A 15,472-nucleotide genomic window follows, 5' to 3' on the forward strand; every position below is an offset into this window, starting at 1 on the left:
CAAAGCATACCCCTGGCCGCGACACGCCTGACGGGAGTGTGCCAGAAACGACAGATCAAAAAGAGAGAGGCTTTCGGATTATGACTTTAGTCTAAGAATGACGCGCGGTTCTCATGCGTATCAGGCCCGCCGCCGCCCGCGAGGATTGCGCTGCCGGAGCTTTCGAAGCAGGTTTCACGCGGTTTGTGATGTGGACCCGTTACGCTCTCAGCGCCTGCGCCGGCGATTGCCGATAGGCGAGCACTGCCGGCAGCGCAGCGAGAATTGTGGCAAAGGCAAGCAGCACTGCCGCAAGCCAGGCGTCTTCACGGGCGAAGCCGACCGGCATCGCGACCCCGCTCGTTTGCGAAAACATGCCGGACAAGATGAGAGCCGCGGCATAACCGAGTACGAATCCGAGGGCGATGCCGACCGCCATCAGGAAGAAGAATTCCAGCCAGACGATGCCGAAAATCGCCCCGCGCGGGGCGCCGAAGGCCCTCAGCGCGCCGATCTGCCGACGGCGCTGGCCGATATGGATGACCGTGACCAGCACCAGCGAGGCTGCGACGAGAGCCTGCGCGCCGGAGGCGACCGCGACGAGGATCTGTTTGGCGTCGCCGAGCGTGGCGTAGAGATTGGTCAGCACCTCGCCGGGAAAAACGGCGACGGTATTGCCGCTACGATAGTCCTGCCGCAGCTTGTAGGCATCGGCAATCGTCTTCGGCTTGACCAGAATGGCGGGAAGGCCTGGAGCGCCCGCAGTCCAGCTCTCATCAAGCGCGGCATCCGGATCGGCCTCGCCGTGATGCTCATGCCCATCGTGGTCAGCGCCGGCTTTCTCAGGCGCATGAGCAGGTTCAGCGTTATCCGCTCCGGACGCCGCTTCATGCTCGTGCTCACCGTCTTCCGCATGTTCCTCCGCCTCCATGCCATGGATGTGCCAGACGGCCTGGATGGGAACGAGAATCGCCCGGTCCCAGGCGGTGCCGGTCGGCCGCAAGCGGCCGGCGATATGATAGACAAGCTCTGTATGGGTCTCTCCGCCCTCTTCCAGCGACCCGTGCATCGGCTTGATCTCGCCGCCGAGCGACAGCTTGACGGCCGCGCCGATCACGGCTTCGCCCTCGTGTGAGAAAATCTCGCCTTCGGCCAAGCCGCCGGACAGGTTCTGCGCCAGCATGGTCGTCGTGCCGACGATCGGATAGCCGGAGAAGGAATCGCCAAAGCCGATCGGAGCTGCCCAATCGACCCGTGGATCCGCGGCAAGCTTGCCCAGCACTTCGCCTGGCATCAGCGGCAAAGGCGAGGGCTGCAGGAAGACGGAGGACAGCACGAGCTGCGTCTCGCTGCCGCCGGCGCCGATGACAAGATCGAACTTGTCGGCAGCGCGTGCGCTGCCGAGACGAAGCGCCCGCTCCTGCAGGACGACAGAAACGCCAAGCGCGGTCGCAAGCGCCACCAGCAGCACGACCACCAGCGATCCCACCCAGAGGCGACGAAGATCGGAAAGGATGAAGCAGATCATGCAGCTTCTCCCGCCGTTGCCGCGGAATCTTCGCGGATCCGGCCGGAACCGAAGGTGATGCGCCGGTCGAGGCGGCTGGCCAAGCGGTGGTCGTGTGAAATGACGATCAGCGTGCTGCCTTCGGCAATGGCCAGATCGAGGATGAGATCGCCGACCGCCTCGCCGCTTTGGGCATCGAGGCTTGCGGTCGGCTCGTCGGCGATGATGACGCCGGGCTTGCGCAGCAGTGCTCGGCCGATCGCCACGCGCTGCATCTCGCCGCGCGACATGGTTTCGATTTTCTGGCCGGGGCGGGAAAGACCGACCGTGCTCAAAAGCGCATGCGCCCGCTCGATGACATCAGCCGTGGCAGCGCCGGCAAGCCGCGCCGGCAGGAGTACGTTCTCCAGCGCCGACAGGCCGGCAAAGAGATGAAACTCCTGCATGACCAGGCCGATATTGGCGGCACGGAACCGGTCGCGCCGGCTTTCTGAAAAACCCGCGATATCCTCGCCGTTCCAGCGGATGCGGCCTTGCCGTGTCCGCTCCAGCCCGGCAACAATATTGACGAAGGTGCTCTTTCCGGAGCCGGAAGCGCCTGTAATGGCGACCCTGCTGCCGGCATCGATCGACAGGCGGCCGATCGCCAGTGCCGGCGAGGACAGGCCCGGGAAGGCAACGGTCAGGTTTTCGATATCGAGAGCGAGCATATCGGTTCAGACGACGGAATATTCGGCCTGGCGGATCCGCAGCAGGCTGACGAAGCCTGTCTCCGGATCCGTCCACGAACCGTATTCAAGCGTCCCACGCACTTCGATCGTCTGGCGCGACTGCACGAAGGTCTGCTTCTCGCCGAGATAGACGACGACGATATTGTCCGGCCAGTCCGCATCCGAGGAACAGAAGGGGCAGAGCGACATCGGCACCTCGGTGAGCACGAAGAACTGGGCCTCGGCTTTCAATGGCGGCGCCATGAAACCTTCCATGCTGATCCCTTCGCCGGCAAGGCGCTTCACCTTGTCGGAGAATTCGAGGCCGAGCACGCCGAACTTGCCGTAAAGTTCATCGAAGCTGATCAAGGAATCCGCAGCAGAACTCGGGCGCGCAACAGCGGCCAAGGCCAGCGTGCCGATGGTGCCGATCAGGCCGCGGCGGCTGAGATACAGCGAAGGGAGCTTTTCCATGGCGATCTCCAAGAATGAAATCCCGGCCGCTGAACGGCCGGGACTTGATCGATAAAAGAGGCCAGGCCGGCAACAGGCCTGGCCGGATCCGCAGATCAGTTCGTCTGCTCGGCGCCGAGAGCGAAGGTGTCGGCGAGCACGCGATAGACGTCGCTCTGTTCCATGTAACCATGGAAGCCTTCGGCGCCCGGCCCAGCCGATTGCAGAACGACGTCATCGACGGCGTGGACGCCACTATCGCCGCTCTTCGGAATATTGCCCTGAACGAAGACCGCGCCGGGAACATCCTTATACTGCTCGTTGGCGACATATTCCTTCTTTTCGTTCTGGACAGCCGGAACGAACGGACCACCGAGCTTCGGACGGAAGGTCTCGTAGTGATCGGGGCCATTGTTGGCACTCAGGAACAGGCGGCGGCTGACGTCGACCTTATCGGGATAGCCGTCGCCGTTTTCGTCCTTGTAGTTCGGGAAGCCGGCTTCGGCATAGGTCCCGACCTTTTCGCGCATGTCCGTGCCCGGCTTTTCATCATCGACAGTACCGATGATGGATACGCCGTGCGTATGGTCGCCGGTGACGACGATCAGCGTCTCCGGATGGGCCTTCTGGAATTCGCGGGCAACGCCGATGGCCTGGTCGAATTCGATGGTTTCGTAGACGGCACGATCCCAATCGAGCGGATGGGACATTTTGTCGATCGAGGAGCCTTCGACCATCAAGAAGAAGCCATCAGGATTCTTCGAGAGGCGGTCGAGCGCAACCTTGGTCATGGCGACGAGGCCCGGCTGGTTCGGGAACTTGTCGACGGTGCCCTTCTTCAGGAACTCGCGATCAAGCGTGACGTCCATATTGCCGGTGTGGAAGAGACCGAGGAGATTGCCTTCAGCCGATGCATTGGCTGCGAGCTCGTTCTTGTCGGTGGCAAGCTTATAGCCGGCATCCTGAAACTGCTTGATGTAGTCCTGATTGTCCTTGCGCTTGGAACCGGCGACTTCCTTGCCGAGGAAATAGGCCGAGCCGCCGCCAAGGAGGACTTCCGGCTTGACGTCAAGCAGCATGCCGACGACGTCGGCCTTGTCGTTGCGGTTGCGGGTGTGAGCAACGACCGCAGCCGGCGTGGCGTCTTCGACCTCGGCCGTTGCAACGATACCGATCGACTTCTTGGTCAGGCGGCGAACGGCTTCTGCGAAGGTTTCAACACGCGGATCATCGAGGGAGGCCGGCGTACGGTCCGCGTAAACGCCGATCGCGTTGACGGCCGTCTTGTGACCCGTCATGTAGGCCGACATGGTGTTGGCTGAGTCCGTATCGACGGCATTCGTCGCCGACGTGCCGATAAAAGCCATACGCTCGAGATCGTCCATATTCAGGCGGCCATTCGCCTTACCTTCGGTCATGCCCTTGGACATGATGCGGGCAGCGGTGCGATGCGCAACGGAAAGCCCGTCACCCAGCAGGAAGATGATGTTCTTGGCCTTCGGCTGGGCGGCTGTTTCGTAAACTTTCCAGGTGACGGACTTCGTTTCGTCGCCGGCAGCGACTTCGATCTTGTAGTCGCCCGGAGCCGAAATCTTCAGGCCGCGCAGCAGGATAGCGGAGCCGAGAGCCTTGTCGTCCTTGCCCTTTTCCAGTTCGACGAACTGCGCCTCGCCCCCAAGCACGGTCTTGTAGTCCTGGCCGTTGACCGTGATCTTCACGTCTTCGGGCTTGACCTGCTTGTTGAGCTCGACCTTGAAATCGAACGGTGAACCGGCAAGGATCGTCGCGCGATCAAGCGGATAGACCGTCGTCGCCTGAGCAGCGCCCGCAAGGATGGTGGTAGCCGCAAAGGCGGCAAGAAGCGTACGCATGGAAAACCCCCGTTTTCGTTGCAGACATTAACAACCGGGTCGGGATACCTCCCGAGGATGACAGCGGCATGACAAAACGTCGCAGCATTGCGGCGCTGCTTTCGCCTGCCGGCTCAAAGCGCAAAAACCTTGACTCCTGTGGAAAACCTTCTAAGAGCAACTTCGGAAAAGGAATCTCCATGGTTCGCGACGAACACGCCATTGCCGAATGCAATGACCGGGCACGAGTTGCCGGGGTGGACATTGCCGTTCCGGTTTCTGCCAAAACCAAGGCCAAAACGACGACGAAAACCGTCTGACGTCTCTGGCCTGCCGCTCTCTCCCCGGCTCGGCTGGGGACAGGAAGACGCGATTAATCGCGCCTTTCCCCTCACCGGACAAGAGGAGCGAAGAGAAAGAGAGCTTGAGAAATGGGTTTCAAAGTAGCAGTTGCAGGAGCGACCGGAAATGTTGGCCGGGAGATGCTCAATATCCTCTCCGAGCGAGGCTTCCCCGCCGATGAGGTCGTGGCACTCGCCTCCTCGCGTTCGCAGGGCACCGAGGTTTCCTACGGTGACCGGACGCTGAAGGTCTCCAATCTGGAGAATTACGATTTCTCCGATACCGACATCTGCCTGATGTCGGCCGGCGGCGAGGTCTCCAAGAAGTTCTCGCCGAAGATCGGCCAGCAGGGCTGCATCGTCATCGACAATTCCTCGGCTTGGCGCTACGACGCCGACGTGCCGCTGATCGTGCCGGAAGTGAACCCGGATGCGATCAGCCAGTTCACCAAGCGCAACATCATCGCCAATCCGAATTGCTCGACCGCCCAGCTGGTGGTGGCGCTGAAGCCGTTGCACGACTTCGCCAAGATCAAGCGCGTCGTCATCTCGACCTACCAGTCGGTTTCCGGCGCCGGCAAAGACGGCATGGACGAGCTGTTCAACCAGACGCGCGCCGTCTTCGTCGCCGATCCGATCGAGAACAAGAAGTTCACCAAGCGTATTGCCTTTAATGTCATCCCGCACATCGACGTCTTCATGGAGGACGGCTACACCAAGGAAGAGTGGAAGGTGCTGGCCGAGACGAAGAAGATGCTCGACCCGAAGATCAAGGTGACCTGCACCGCGGTGCGCGTGCCGGTTTTCATCGGTCATTCGGAATCGGTCAACATCGAATTCGAAAACGAGATCACCGCCGACCAGGCCCGCGACATCCTGCGCGATGCACCGGGCTGCCTCGTCATCGACAAGCGCGAGGATGGCGGCTACATCACGCCATATGAATCCGCCGGCGAGGATGCGACCTACATCTCGCGCATCCGCGAGGATGCGACGGTCGAAAACGGCCTCAACATCTGGGTAGTTTCCGACAATCTGCGCAAGGGCGCTGCGTTGAACGCCATCCAGATCGCCGAGCTGCTCGTCAATCGTGGTCTCGTCAAGCCGCGCAAGCAGGCTGCCTGATACCATTTGTAAACCATAATATGCTAAAGCCCTGCTGATGATGAAGGCAGGGCTTTTTGCCGAATTGTGGACGCTTCTGTCCATAAGCGCTGGCTGAAAAAGGTGATCGTGACAAGATCGCCTTCGGCTGGCATTCTGCCCGGCATCAAGCCAAAGCATGCCGTCCAAAACCGTGCAGCGGTTCGGGACAGCGACATGAACAGAATGAAGACTTTGAGCGCGTCGCATGGCCTCGATCGGCCGCGGCGCGCTTCAGCAGACCGGAGCGGGGTTTCTCATGCGCATGACAACATTTTTTCTGGCGGCGTTTACGGCGGCGGGCGTCCTCCACGCGTTGCCGGCAGCGGCCCAGGGCGCTCAATGCGGCAATAATAGCAGCGGTTTCGGTGCATGGGTCGCCGACTTCAAGCAGGAAGCGGCGGCAAACGGCGTCAGCCGCTCGGTCCTCGACCGCGCCTTCGCCAACGTCAATTACAACAGACCGACGATCGCCGCCGACCGCGGCCAGAAGAGCTTCAAGCTCTCCTTCGACGCTTTTATGCAGAAGCGCGGCGGTGCCACGGTCATCTCCCGCGGCCGCAGCATGAAGGCAGCCAATAAGGCGCTTTTTGCCTCGATCGAGCGCCGTTTCGGCGTTCCGGCCGGCCCGCTGGTTGCCATCTGGGGCATGGAGACCGGTTTCGGCAGCTATATGGGCAACCAGCATACGCTATCGGCTGTTTCGACCCTTGCCTATGACTGCCGTCGCTCGGACTATTTCACCGACCAGCTCTATGCAGCACTCCAGCTCGTCTCCGAGGGTTATCTGAGCCCACAGGCCAAGGGCGCTGCCCATGGTGAAATCGGCCAGACGCAGTTTCTGCCGCGTAATGTCGTGCGCTTCGGCGCCGACGGCGACGGCGACGGCCGCGTCGACATGGTCGGTTCCCGCGCCGATGCACTGGCCTCAACGGCGAATTTCCTCAAGGGCCACGGCTGGCGCGCCGGCGCCGGCTATCAGCCGGGAGAGCCGAATTTCGTCGCCATCCAGGGCTGGAACGCCGCCAGCGTCTACCAGCAGGCGATCGCCTATATCGGTCAGCAGATCGACGGCAAATAAGCTCGACTGAATACGCCAAAACGCCGCTGCGATATGCGGCGTTTTTCATATGCGGGAATCAAAGCCACCGCCCGACACCGCCTTGCGTCGCTCCTCCTGGGCCGGGGCCGGCAGGGTCGGTCCCGAGACGACGCAGTTGCGGCCGGAGGCCTTGGCGGCGTAAAGCGCCAGGTCGGCGCGTTTGACCAGATCCTCGAAGTTCCGGTTGGTGGCTTCATTTGCCCGTCCGGCGCATCCGAAACTTGCCGTCACCTTGAGAACATCGCCGCTCGGCAGGGGGATTTCCGCCGCCTCGATCGCCAGCCGCACACGCTCGGCAACGATTGCAGCATCGTCAGGCGTCGAATCCGGCAGAAGCGCCAGGAACTCCTCGCCGCCATGGCGCACCAGCAGATCGAAGGAACGAAAATTCTTACGCGCGACGCCCGCGACATGCCGGAGCACAGCATCGCCGGCGTCATGCCCGTGAACGTCGTTGATCTTCTTGAAATGATCGAGGTCGAAGAGCACGACGGAAATCCAGCGTGATCCGTGCTCGGCCTGTGTGAGAAGTGCGGATGCGGCGACCTCGAAGCCGCGCCTGTTGTAAAGCCCGGTCAGAAGATCGGTCTGGGCGGCGCTGCGCAGCTCGCCGACCAGCGTCTCCCGATCCTGGGTCAGTCGGTCGATCAGGCGAAGGCCCTTTGCCGCCAGCAGCAGCACCAATGTGGCGAGAATCAGCAGGCCGGCACACAGCGCCAGGATCCGCGTCAGGTGTATGTGCGAGCGCGTCGACAGGTTTTCGCCGGTCTCGTGAATATCCTGTGCGGCCTCGATCATCCTCTGCTGCAGGAAGCTCATGCGCTCGCTCTGCGCGGCGGCCCAGACGTCATGCACCGCGCGTGTCGGCCGCGCTCCGGCGAGAATGGCATCGGTGATCGCATTCGCCTTTACCTGGCTGGCGCTGCCAAGATAAGCGACGATGTTGCGCACGACCGGCGCGGAGGAATGGAAAACCATGTGATCCATGCCCTCGCCGAGCATGACCTTGCCCTGCACGAAGAGCTCGACCGGCAATCTGGCGGAAACCCCCTAGTTGAGATAACGGGTGCCGATCCCGGTGATCAGCCTTTCGCCGTAATAGGTCAGCAGGATGCCCATCAGCTGGTTGGATTTCTCAAGCAGCACCGGATCGCTGATCAGCGGTGAAAGCGCATCGACGACGGCAAGCTGCTTGAGAGCCGCATACCAGTAAATGGAACCGGGATCGCTGCCGGCATAACGGCCCTGGTCGACGGCGCTGCGCGCCGCGACGATACGGCTGTAGGCAAGGCTGAGAATCGATAATTCGCCGACGAGCCCCTCGTCGAGCGCCTCGCGGGAGGGCAGGCTGGCATAAAAAGCGCGGCGTTCGCGATCGAGCGTCACCCGGCTTTGCTGCATGTCGATAGCAGTCATGTCGCTGGGATCTGCGAGGTAGCGGCGGGTGGCGCCAATTTCAGTCAGAATCTCCGTGGCGGCGATCGACCCGCCACGGGCAAGCACATCGGCGAACTGCCGGTCCTTTTCGAGGTTCCAGTAATGATTGACCGAAGAACGTATGACGACGACGCCTTCAATGAGCATGAAGACGAAGGGCAGCATGATGGCGGCCAGGATAACCTTTTTAATGGTTTCGAACTTCATCGCCAATCGCCACGGTGATCAAAACGTCGGTCGTGCGCGACCAATTGACGGCGAGCTTAACAACAATCCTTAAAAAACTGATAAACCGGCATGTCCCTAGATTTCGGGACGAATGAAGTCGCGTGTCTCGGCGTCCATGACCCAGAGTTCACCAGTCGAAATGTCGAACCAGGCGCCGTGGAGATGCAGGTTTCCCGCTTCCTCGAGCGCCTTGATGTCGGGAAAGCTTCTGAGATTGTTGATCGAATTGCGGATGGAGACACGCTCCAGCGCCGTCTGCCGCTCGGCGGCCGTCATCACGTCGTTGCTCTGGATCTGCTCGGCGGCAGGTTTGACCAGCGACATCCAGCGGCCGATGAAATCGCCGGGCGACAATGGCTCGGCATTCGGATCGAGCGCTGAACGGATGCCGCCGCAGCGGCCGTGACCCATCACGACGATATCCGAGACCTTCAGCACCTGCACGGCAAATTCGAGTGCGGCCGACGTCGAATGAAAATGGCCATCCGGCTCGTAGGGCGGGACCATGTTGGCAACGTTGCGAATGACGAAGAGCTCGCCCGGGCCGGCATCGAAGATCAGCTCCGGTGCCGCGCGAGAATCCGAACAGGCAATGACAAGCGTATGGGGACTTTGACCATTTTCGGCAAGCTGCCGATACCTGTCGCGGGCGTCGGAATAGCGCCCGTTCATGAAGTTGCGATAGCCGTCCAGAAGAGGGTTTGGAAAACGCTGCATGCTTCTGGATTAGCGCGCGCGGACGACAAGATCAACTGCTGCACCGCAAAATGAACATATTGGCAGATGGGTCACTTTTTCCGTCGCTGCGCCGGGTGCACGAGCCGGCGCATCTGCACCATGGCCATCGGCGTCGAAAGGCTGGAAGCATCGCTCGCCAGCATTAACTCGTTGCTGCCGCGCTTGACGGCCCGCGCAAGCACCTCGAAGACGCTGGCCGTGGCAAGTTGCAGCGCCTTTTCGTCCTCGAGCCCGGAAAGCAGGCGCGACAGGAAGACGGCGGCAAGTAGGTCGCCTAGACCATTCGGCGGGTTTTCGACGACACGGTGCTCGGCAAGAAGCGCGTGGCGACCGGAAAGATAAAGATTGCCGGTACCGCCTGCCATCATCGGAACGGCTGAAGTGACGAGCATGCGCGATGGTCCGAGCGCGAGCGCCGCCTCCATGATCGTGCTGTTGTCTTCCAGCGCCGCCCCCGAAAGCCATGCGAGCTCGTACCGGTTCGGCGTCGCGAGCGAGGCAAGCGGAATAAGATGATCGCGAATGGCCTCTGCAGTCGCTTCCGGCACATAAAGGCCGCCGAGATCGCCCATGACGGGATCGCAGACATACAGCAGCTCGGGATTGTTTTGCCGGAGCGCACCGATCAGCCGGGCGACGGAGCGCGCCTGGGCAGCATTGCCGAAATAGCCCGAAAGCACCGCCTTGACTTCGCCGATCCAGGGTGCGCGGATCAGGTCGTCGATCGCCGCGTCGAAATCCGCTTCCGCAAAAGTCAGTCGCGTCGAGCGGCCGTGGCCGGGATGCCAGGGAAGCACGATGGTCGGCATGGCCCAGACCGGATGACCGAGCGTCTCCAAAGCAAAGACGGCTGCCCGGTTTCCGACCGAGCCACGCACAACATGGCTGGAAATGACGATGACTGCGCCCGCTGCATTTTCCGACATGATACTCGATATCCGAATGACGATCGCCGTTGATGATCTTTTTGACGCCACGCTGTCAACCATTCTTCATGCGAGCATGGAAATGTGCGGCAGAACGAAAAGAACCACAGACGGGCTTCCCTTTCGAATGGCGACGAGAGCGGAAAATCTCTAAAAATCTCTCGTTTCAAGCATCAAAAATCACCAAAACATCTCTTCGGACCGCTCTTTTAGAGATTTTTTCGAGGAATCTTCTGCTAGCTTGCGAAAAATCAGACATTGAGGGAGGCGATCCATGGCTGCCAGAAACAATCCGAAACGGGAAAAGCAGGTCGAAAGCGCGCGCAAGATCGCCAAAGCGACGGGTGAGGCGCATCTCGATCCGGAAATTCTCTTCGGCCGGGCAAGCAATGACGATCTCGAGCTCTACACGCCGGAAATGCTGGCACTCTCCGCCGTGCATTCGGCAAAGGAACTCGACGCCTGGAACGGCAAGGCGCCTCGCGTCAGCATCGACACCATTGCCGATGTAACGCCCGGTGGCATCGCGGTTTCGGTGCTTTCAGTCACCGACCAGAACATGCCTTTTCTGTTTGAATCGGTCATGGGCGAAGTCACGAGCACCTATCGCGACCTGTTCATGGCCGTGCATCCCATCCTGATCATGGAAAAGGGCAAGGCGCCGGCGCACTATTCCGCCGATCACCCAAGCGATCCGGTCAACCGCGTCAGCCATATCCAGCTTCATGTCGCGCCGCTCAATTCCGCCCAGGCCGCCGATCTCGTGAAACGTATCGAAAAAGTCCTCGAACAGGTCCGCCTGTCGGTTTCCGACTGGAAGCCGATGCTTTCCAAGATCGACGGCGTGATCGCCGAGCTTGCGGCCAATGGCGCCAGCCGGAAGAAGGCCGATCGCGACGAGGCCGTCGCTTTCCTGACCTGGCTGCGCGATGAGAATTTCACGTTCCTCGGCATGCGAGAATACGTCTATTCCGGCAAGGGGACCGATGCCAGGGTCGAACGCGACAAGGGTGCTGGCCTCGGCATCCTTTCCAATCCCGATGTACTGGTGCTGCGCACCGGCAAGGACGCCGTGACGACGACACCTGAAATCCTTGCCTTCCTCGACGGCCCGGACTTCCTGATCGTCACCAAGGCGAACGTGAAATCGATCGTCCATCGCCGGGCCTATATGGATTATGTCGGCGTCAAGCGCTTCGACGCGGAGGGCAACGTCACCGGCGAACTGCGCATCGTCGGCCTTTTCACCTCGACCGCCTATACCTCGCTCGCCTCGGAAATCCCGCTGCTGCGTTCCAAGATCGAGAAGGTGAAGGAACATTTCGGCTTCGACCCGATGAGCCATTCCGGCCGCATGCTCGACAACACGCTGGAATCCTATCCGCGCGACGATCTTTTCCAGATCGACACTACGCTGCTTGCAAGTTTTGCCGAACAGATCAACGACTTGGCCGATCGGCCGCGCGTCCGCGTCCTGCCGCGCATCGACCATTTCGACCGCTTCGTCTCGGTGATCATCTACGTGCCGCGCGAGGAGTATGACTCGATCGTCCGCGAACGGATCGGCACCTATCTGAAGACTGTCTACGACGGCCGTGTCTCGGCCTATTATCCGGCTTTCCCGGAAGGCGGCGTGGCGCGCGTGCATTTCATCATCGGCCGCTCGGGCGGCAAGACGCCACGCATTCCGCAGGCAAAGCTCGAGCAGGTGATCCGCGAAATCACCGCCCGCTGGGACGACCGTTTCGAGGCGCTGGCGGGCGCCAAGGCGCCGAAGATATCCGTCGACCAAGCCTTCCAGGATTCCTTCACGCCGGAAGAAACCGTGGCTGACCTCGCCGATATCGGGGCCTGCGCCGCCGGCGAGCCGCTTCGCATTCAGTTCTACCATCGTCAGCAAGAACAGGGCCGCACCCTTTCCTTGAAGATCTTCCACGCCGGCGGCCAGCTGGCGCTGTCGCGCCGCGTGCCGCTTCTCGAGAATCTCGGCTTCAATGTCGTCAGTGAACGCACTTTCGACATCGGGGTGCCGGCCGCCGATGGAGAAAAGAAACTCGTCGTGCTGCACGATATGGAGCTCGAGGCCCGCAATGGCGGCGAGATCGATCTGCAGCGTTACGGCGCCGCCCTCGAGGAAGGCTTCGTCGCCGCCTTCGCCGGCACGATCGACAATGACAGCTTCAACCGGCTGATCCTTTCGGCCGGGCTCTCGGCGCGCGAGACGAACGTACTGCGCGCCTACGCGCGTTATCTCCGCCAGGCCGGCATCGCCTATTCGCAGGATTATATCGCGACGACGCTCGACAAATATCCCGGTGTCGCCGCCGCTATCTTTCGTCTCTTCCATGACACGCTCGACACCAGGCTTTCGGAGAAGATCCGCGTCAAGAAGCTTGCCGAACTGCACCAGGCGATCGAGGCCGAGCTTGCCAACGTGCCGAGCCTCGACGACGACCGTATCCTGCGCCGCTACGTCAACATCGTCGATGCGACGCTGCGCACCAATTATTTCCAGAAGCACCCGGATGGTTCGCCGAAACCGATGCTGGCCTTCAAGCTTGATCCGCATCTGGTCGACGGGCTGCCGCAGCCGAAACCCTTCCGCGAGATGTTCGTCTACGGCGTCGAGGTGGAAGGCGTGCACCTGCGCTTCGGCAAAGTGGCGCGCGGCGGCCTGCGCTGGTCGGATCGCGCCGAGGATTACCGCACCGAGGTGCTCGGCCTCGTCAAGGCGCAGCAGGTCAAGAACGCTGTCATCGTGCCGGTCGGCGCCAAGGGCGGTTTCTATCCGAAGAAGCTCCCTGTCGGCGGCAGCCGTGACGAGATCTTCAACGCCGGCCGCGAGGCCTACAAGACCTACATCCGCACGCTGCTTTCGATCACCGACAATATATCAGGCGCCGATATCGTGCCGCCGAAGGATACGGTCAGGCTCGACGGTGATGACCCTTATTTCGTCGTCGCGGCCGACAAGGGCACTGCGACCTTCTCCGACACCGCCAATGCACTGGCGCAGGAAGCCGGCTTCTGGCTGGACGACGCCTTTGCCTCCGGCGGCTCGGCCGGTTACGACCACAAGAAGATGGGCATCACTGCCCGCGGCGCCTGGGAAACCGCAAAACGCCATTTCCGCGAGATGGACATCGATATCCAGACGACGCCCTTCACTGTCGCCGGCGTCGGCGACATGTCCGGCGACGTCTTCGGCAACGGCATGCTGCTCTCTCCGAAGATCCGGCTCATTGCCGCCTTCGATCACCGCGACATTATCATCGATCCCGACCCCGATATGGAAAAGACACTGACTGAGCGCCAGCGGCTCTTCGACCTGCCGCGTTCAAGCTGGCAGGATTTCGACAAGAGCGTACTGTCGAAGGGTGCAATGATCATTTCGCGCGCAGCGAAATCGGTGACGCTGACGCCGGAAGCGGTTGCCGCGATCGGCATCGACAAGGCCGTGGCCACGCCCTTCGAGATCATGACGGCGATCCTGAAGAGCCCGGTCGATCTGCTCTGGTTCGGCGGCATCGGCACCTATGTGAAAGCGCCGTCCGAAACCGATGCCGAAGTCGGCGACCGCGCCAACGACCCGATTCGCGTCGCGGCGACAGAGGTGCGCGCCAAGGTGATCGGCGAGGGCGCAAACCTCGGCGTCACCCAGAAGGGCCGCATCGCCTATGGTCTCAAGGGCGGGCGCTGCAATTCCGACGCCATCGACAACTCGGCCGGCGTCAACACCTCGGACGTCGAGGTCAATATCAAGATCGCGTTGGCAGCCGCCATGCATGACGGACGCCTGACGCGTGCGAAGCGCGACCAGCTTCTTTCTTCGATGACCGGCGAAGTGGCGACCTTGGTGCTGCGCAACAACTACCTGCAGTCGCTGGCGATCTCACTGACAGAACGCAAGGGCACAGCAAACGGTCTGCAGCTTGGCCGCTTCATGACTGTGCTTGAGGGCGCCGGCCAGCTGAACCGCAAAGTCGAGACGCTGCCGGACGACCAGACCCTGGCCGAACGCTATACAGCCGGCAAGCCGCTGACGCGGCCGGAAATCGGCGTGCTGGTATCCTATGCCAAGATCGTACTCTTCGACGCGCTGGCCGCAAGCGATCTGCCGGACGATCCCTACTTCATCGCCACGCTTTTGAATTATTTCCCTGTGAAGATGCAGAAGTCGAATGCCGGCGATATCACCAGCCACCGCCTGAAGCGCGAAATCGTCGCGACCGTGCTTGCCAACGAAGCGATCAACCGTGGCGGACCAAGCTTCACCGTCGCCATGATGGACGCGACGGCAGCTTCGGCACCGGAAGTGGTGCGCGCCGCAATCGTTGCCCGCGACGGTTTCGACCTGACCCGCCTCTGGGCCGAGACGGACGCCCTGGACGGCAAGATAGCAGGCGAGATGCAGAACCGCATCTACGAGGAGATCGGCCACAGCTTTGTCGTGCTGACGCGCCTGCTGCTGAAGACGGGCATGACCAAGGCCGATATGGCGGAAGTGATTAGCCGGCTGCAGGCGGCCCTGAAGAAGCTGAAAACCGCCTTCGCCGGACAGGTGGCCGGCGAGGTCGCCGTGCGCCAGGCGGAGTACAGCCAGGCGGGCCTGCCCGAAAAACTTGCGGCCGAGATCGCCAGCCTCCCGATCTTCGCACTGGTGCCGGAGATCATGCAGATCGCAGAACGCACTGGTGAACCGCTGGTGCGCGCCGCCGAGAACTACATCGCCGTGTCGCAGACCTTCCGTATCGGCAGGCTGCTGGCGGCGGGCGGGCGGATCCTCACCTCAGACCATTACGAGAATCTGGCGCTTGCCCGCAGCATCGACCAAATCGCCAGCGCAAGGCGCGACATCGTCATCTCGGCCCTTTCCGATCACGGCAAGGAGAAGCTTCCCGTTCAAGCCTGGCATGCGCAGGATCGCATCCGCATCAACCGCATCCTCGAGGAGCTTTCAAGCCTCAGCGACGGCGGCGATCCCAATCTCGCGCGTATTACCGTTGCTGCAGGTATCCTGACCGATCTTGCGCGCGACCGGGCGAGGTGAGACAGTCC

At 61.5% G+C, this 15,472-nt stretch carries 10 protein-coding genes and 1 pseudogene; 4 read left to right on the forward strand and 7 right to left on the reverse strand.

From position 1 onward, the window contains the following. Positions 1–199: 199 nt before the first annotated feature. The 4 genes from AC25BC_RS21410 to AC25BC_RS21425 all read right to left on the reverse strand — a co-directional run bounded on the left by AC25BC_RS21410 (position 200) and on the right by AC25BC_RS21425 (position 4,520). A complete protein-coding gene (locus tag AC25BC_RS21410; protein ID WP_128438344.1) occupies positions 200–1,507 on the reverse strand; it encodes an ABC transporter permease in 1,308 nt (435 codons plus the stop codon). Beyond that, positions 1,504–2,196, reverse strand: coding sequence for an ABC transporter ATP-binding protein (locus AC25BC_RS21415; protein WP_012759509.1), 693 nt, complete (start codon positions 2,194–2,196; stop codon positions 1,504–1,506). The genes AC25BC_RS21410 and AC25BC_RS21415 overlap by 4 nt, the downstream gene beginning before the upstream one ends. Before the next feature lie 6 nt (positions 2,197–2,202). After that, positions 2,203–2,670: a hypothetical protein gene (locus AC25BC_RS21420; protein ID WP_012759510.1), complete on the reverse strand. Its 468-nt coding sequence runs from the start codon at positions 2,668–2,670 to the stop codon at positions 2,203–2,205. A gap of 95 nt (positions 2,671–2,765) precedes the next feature. Further along, the gene (locus tag AC25BC_RS21425) at positions 2,766–4,520 is read right to left on the reverse strand and encodes an alkaline phosphatase (protein WP_012759511.1); all 1,755 of its coding nucleotides are present in this window, start codon (positions 4,518–4,520) and stop codon (positions 2,766–2,768) included. A gap of 68 nt (positions 4,521–4,588) precedes the next feature. On the opposite strand from AC25BC_RS21425, the gene AC25BC_RS21430 reads away from it, so the two are divergent. The 3 genes from AC25BC_RS21430 (at position 4,589) to AC25BC_RS21440 (ending at position 7,064) form a co-directional block, all read left to right on the forward strand. Next, positions 4,589–4,819: a hypothetical protein gene (locus tag AC25BC_RS21430; RefSeq protein WP_012759512.1), complete on the forward strand. Its 231-nt coding sequence runs from the start codon at positions 4,589–4,591 to the stop codon at positions 4,817–4,819. Positions 4,820–4,930: 111 nt separating this feature from the next. Further along, positions 4,931–5,965, forward strand: coding sequence for an aspartate-semialdehyde dehydrogenase (locus tag AC25BC_RS21435; protein WP_012759513.1), 1,035 nt, complete (start codon positions 4,931–4,933; stop codon positions 5,963–5,965). Positions 5,966–6,242: 277 nt separating this feature from the next. Continuing rightward, positions 6,243–7,064 (forward strand): lytic murein transglycosylase, encoded by an 822-nt coding sequence (locus tag AC25BC_RS21440; protein ID WP_041935703.1) that lies wholly within the window; start codon positions 6,243–6,245, stop codon positions 7,062–7,064. A 45-nt stretch (positions 7,065–7,109) separates the two neighbouring features. Here the strand turns inward: AC25BC_RS21440 and AC25BC_RS21445 are convergent. The 3 genes and pseudogenes from AC25BC_RS21445 to pdxY form a co-directional block, all read right to left on the reverse strand. Further along, positions 7,110–8,729: pseudogene (locus AC25BC_RS21445) on the reverse strand (GGDEF domain-containing protein). Positions 8,730–8,825: 96 nt separating this feature from the next. Next, the gene (locus AC25BC_RS21450) at positions 8,826–9,467 is read right to left on the reverse strand and encodes a carbonic anhydrase (RefSeq protein ID WP_012759516.1); all 642 of its coding nucleotides are present in this window, start codon (positions 9,465–9,467) and stop codon (positions 8,826–8,828) included. 71 nt (positions 9,468–9,538) lie between these two features. Further along, the gene (gene pdxY / locus AC25BC_RS21455; protein ID WP_012759517.1) at positions 9,539–10,414 is read right to left on the reverse strand and encodes a pyridoxal kinase PdxY; all 876 of its coding nucleotides are present in this window, start codon (positions 10,412–10,414) and stop codon (positions 9,539–9,541) included. A gap of 274 nt (positions 10,415–10,688) precedes the next feature. On the opposite strand from pdxY, the gene AC25BC_RS21460 reads away from it, so the two are divergent. Next, positions 10,689–15,464, forward strand: coding sequence for an NAD-glutamate dehydrogenase (locus AC25BC_RS21460; protein WP_012759518.1), 4,776 nt, complete (start codon positions 10,689–10,691; stop codon positions 15,462–15,464). Positions 15,465–15,472 lie beyond the last annotated feature (8 nt).

The sequence above is a fragment of the Rhizobium sp. WSM409 genome, assembly GCF_057653825.1.

Excerpts from the sequence above, each read along its gene's own strand:
- AC25BC_RS21410 (WP_128438344.1), bottom strand. The coding sequence starts at position 1,507 with ATGATCTGCTTCATCCTTTCCGATCTTCGTCGCCTCTGGGTGGGATCG.
- AC25BC_RS21415 (WP_012759509.1), bottom strand. The coding sequence starts at position 2,196 with ATGCTCGCTCTCGATATCGAAAACCTGACCGTTGCCTTCCCGGGCCTG.
- AC25BC_RS21420 (WP_012759510.1), bottom strand. The coding sequence starts at position 2,670 with ATGGAAAAGCTCCCTTCGCTGTATCTCAGCCGCCGCGGCCTGATCGGC.
- AC25BC_RS21425 (WP_012759511.1), bottom strand. The coding sequence starts at position 4,520 with ATGCGTACGCTTCTTGCCGCCTTTGCGGCTACCACCATCCTTGCGGGC.
- AC25BC_RS21430 (WP_012759512.1), top strand. The coding sequence starts at position 4,589 with ATGACAAAACGTCGCAGCATTGCGGCGCTGCTTTCGCCTGCCGGCTCA.
- AC25BC_RS21435 (WP_012759513.1), top strand. The coding sequence starts at position 4,931 with ATGGGTTTCAAAGTAGCAGTTGCAGGAGCGACCGGAAATGTTGGCCGG.
- AC25BC_RS21440 (WP_041935703.1), top strand. The coding sequence starts at position 6,243 with ATGCGCATGACAACATTTTTTCTGGCGGCGTTTACGGCGGCGGGCGTC.
- AC25BC_RS21450 (WP_012759516.1), bottom strand. The coding sequence starts at position 9,467 with ATGCAGCGTTTTCCAAACCCTCTTCTGGACGGCTATCGCAACTTCATG.
- pdxY (WP_012759517.1), bottom strand. The coding sequence starts at position 10,414 with ATGTCGGAAAATGCAGCGGGCGCAGTCATCGTCATTTCCAGCCATGTT.
- AC25BC_RS21460 (WP_012759518.1), top strand. The coding sequence starts at position 10,689 with ATGGCTGCCAGAAACAATCCGAAACGGGAAAAGCAGGTCGAAAGCGCG.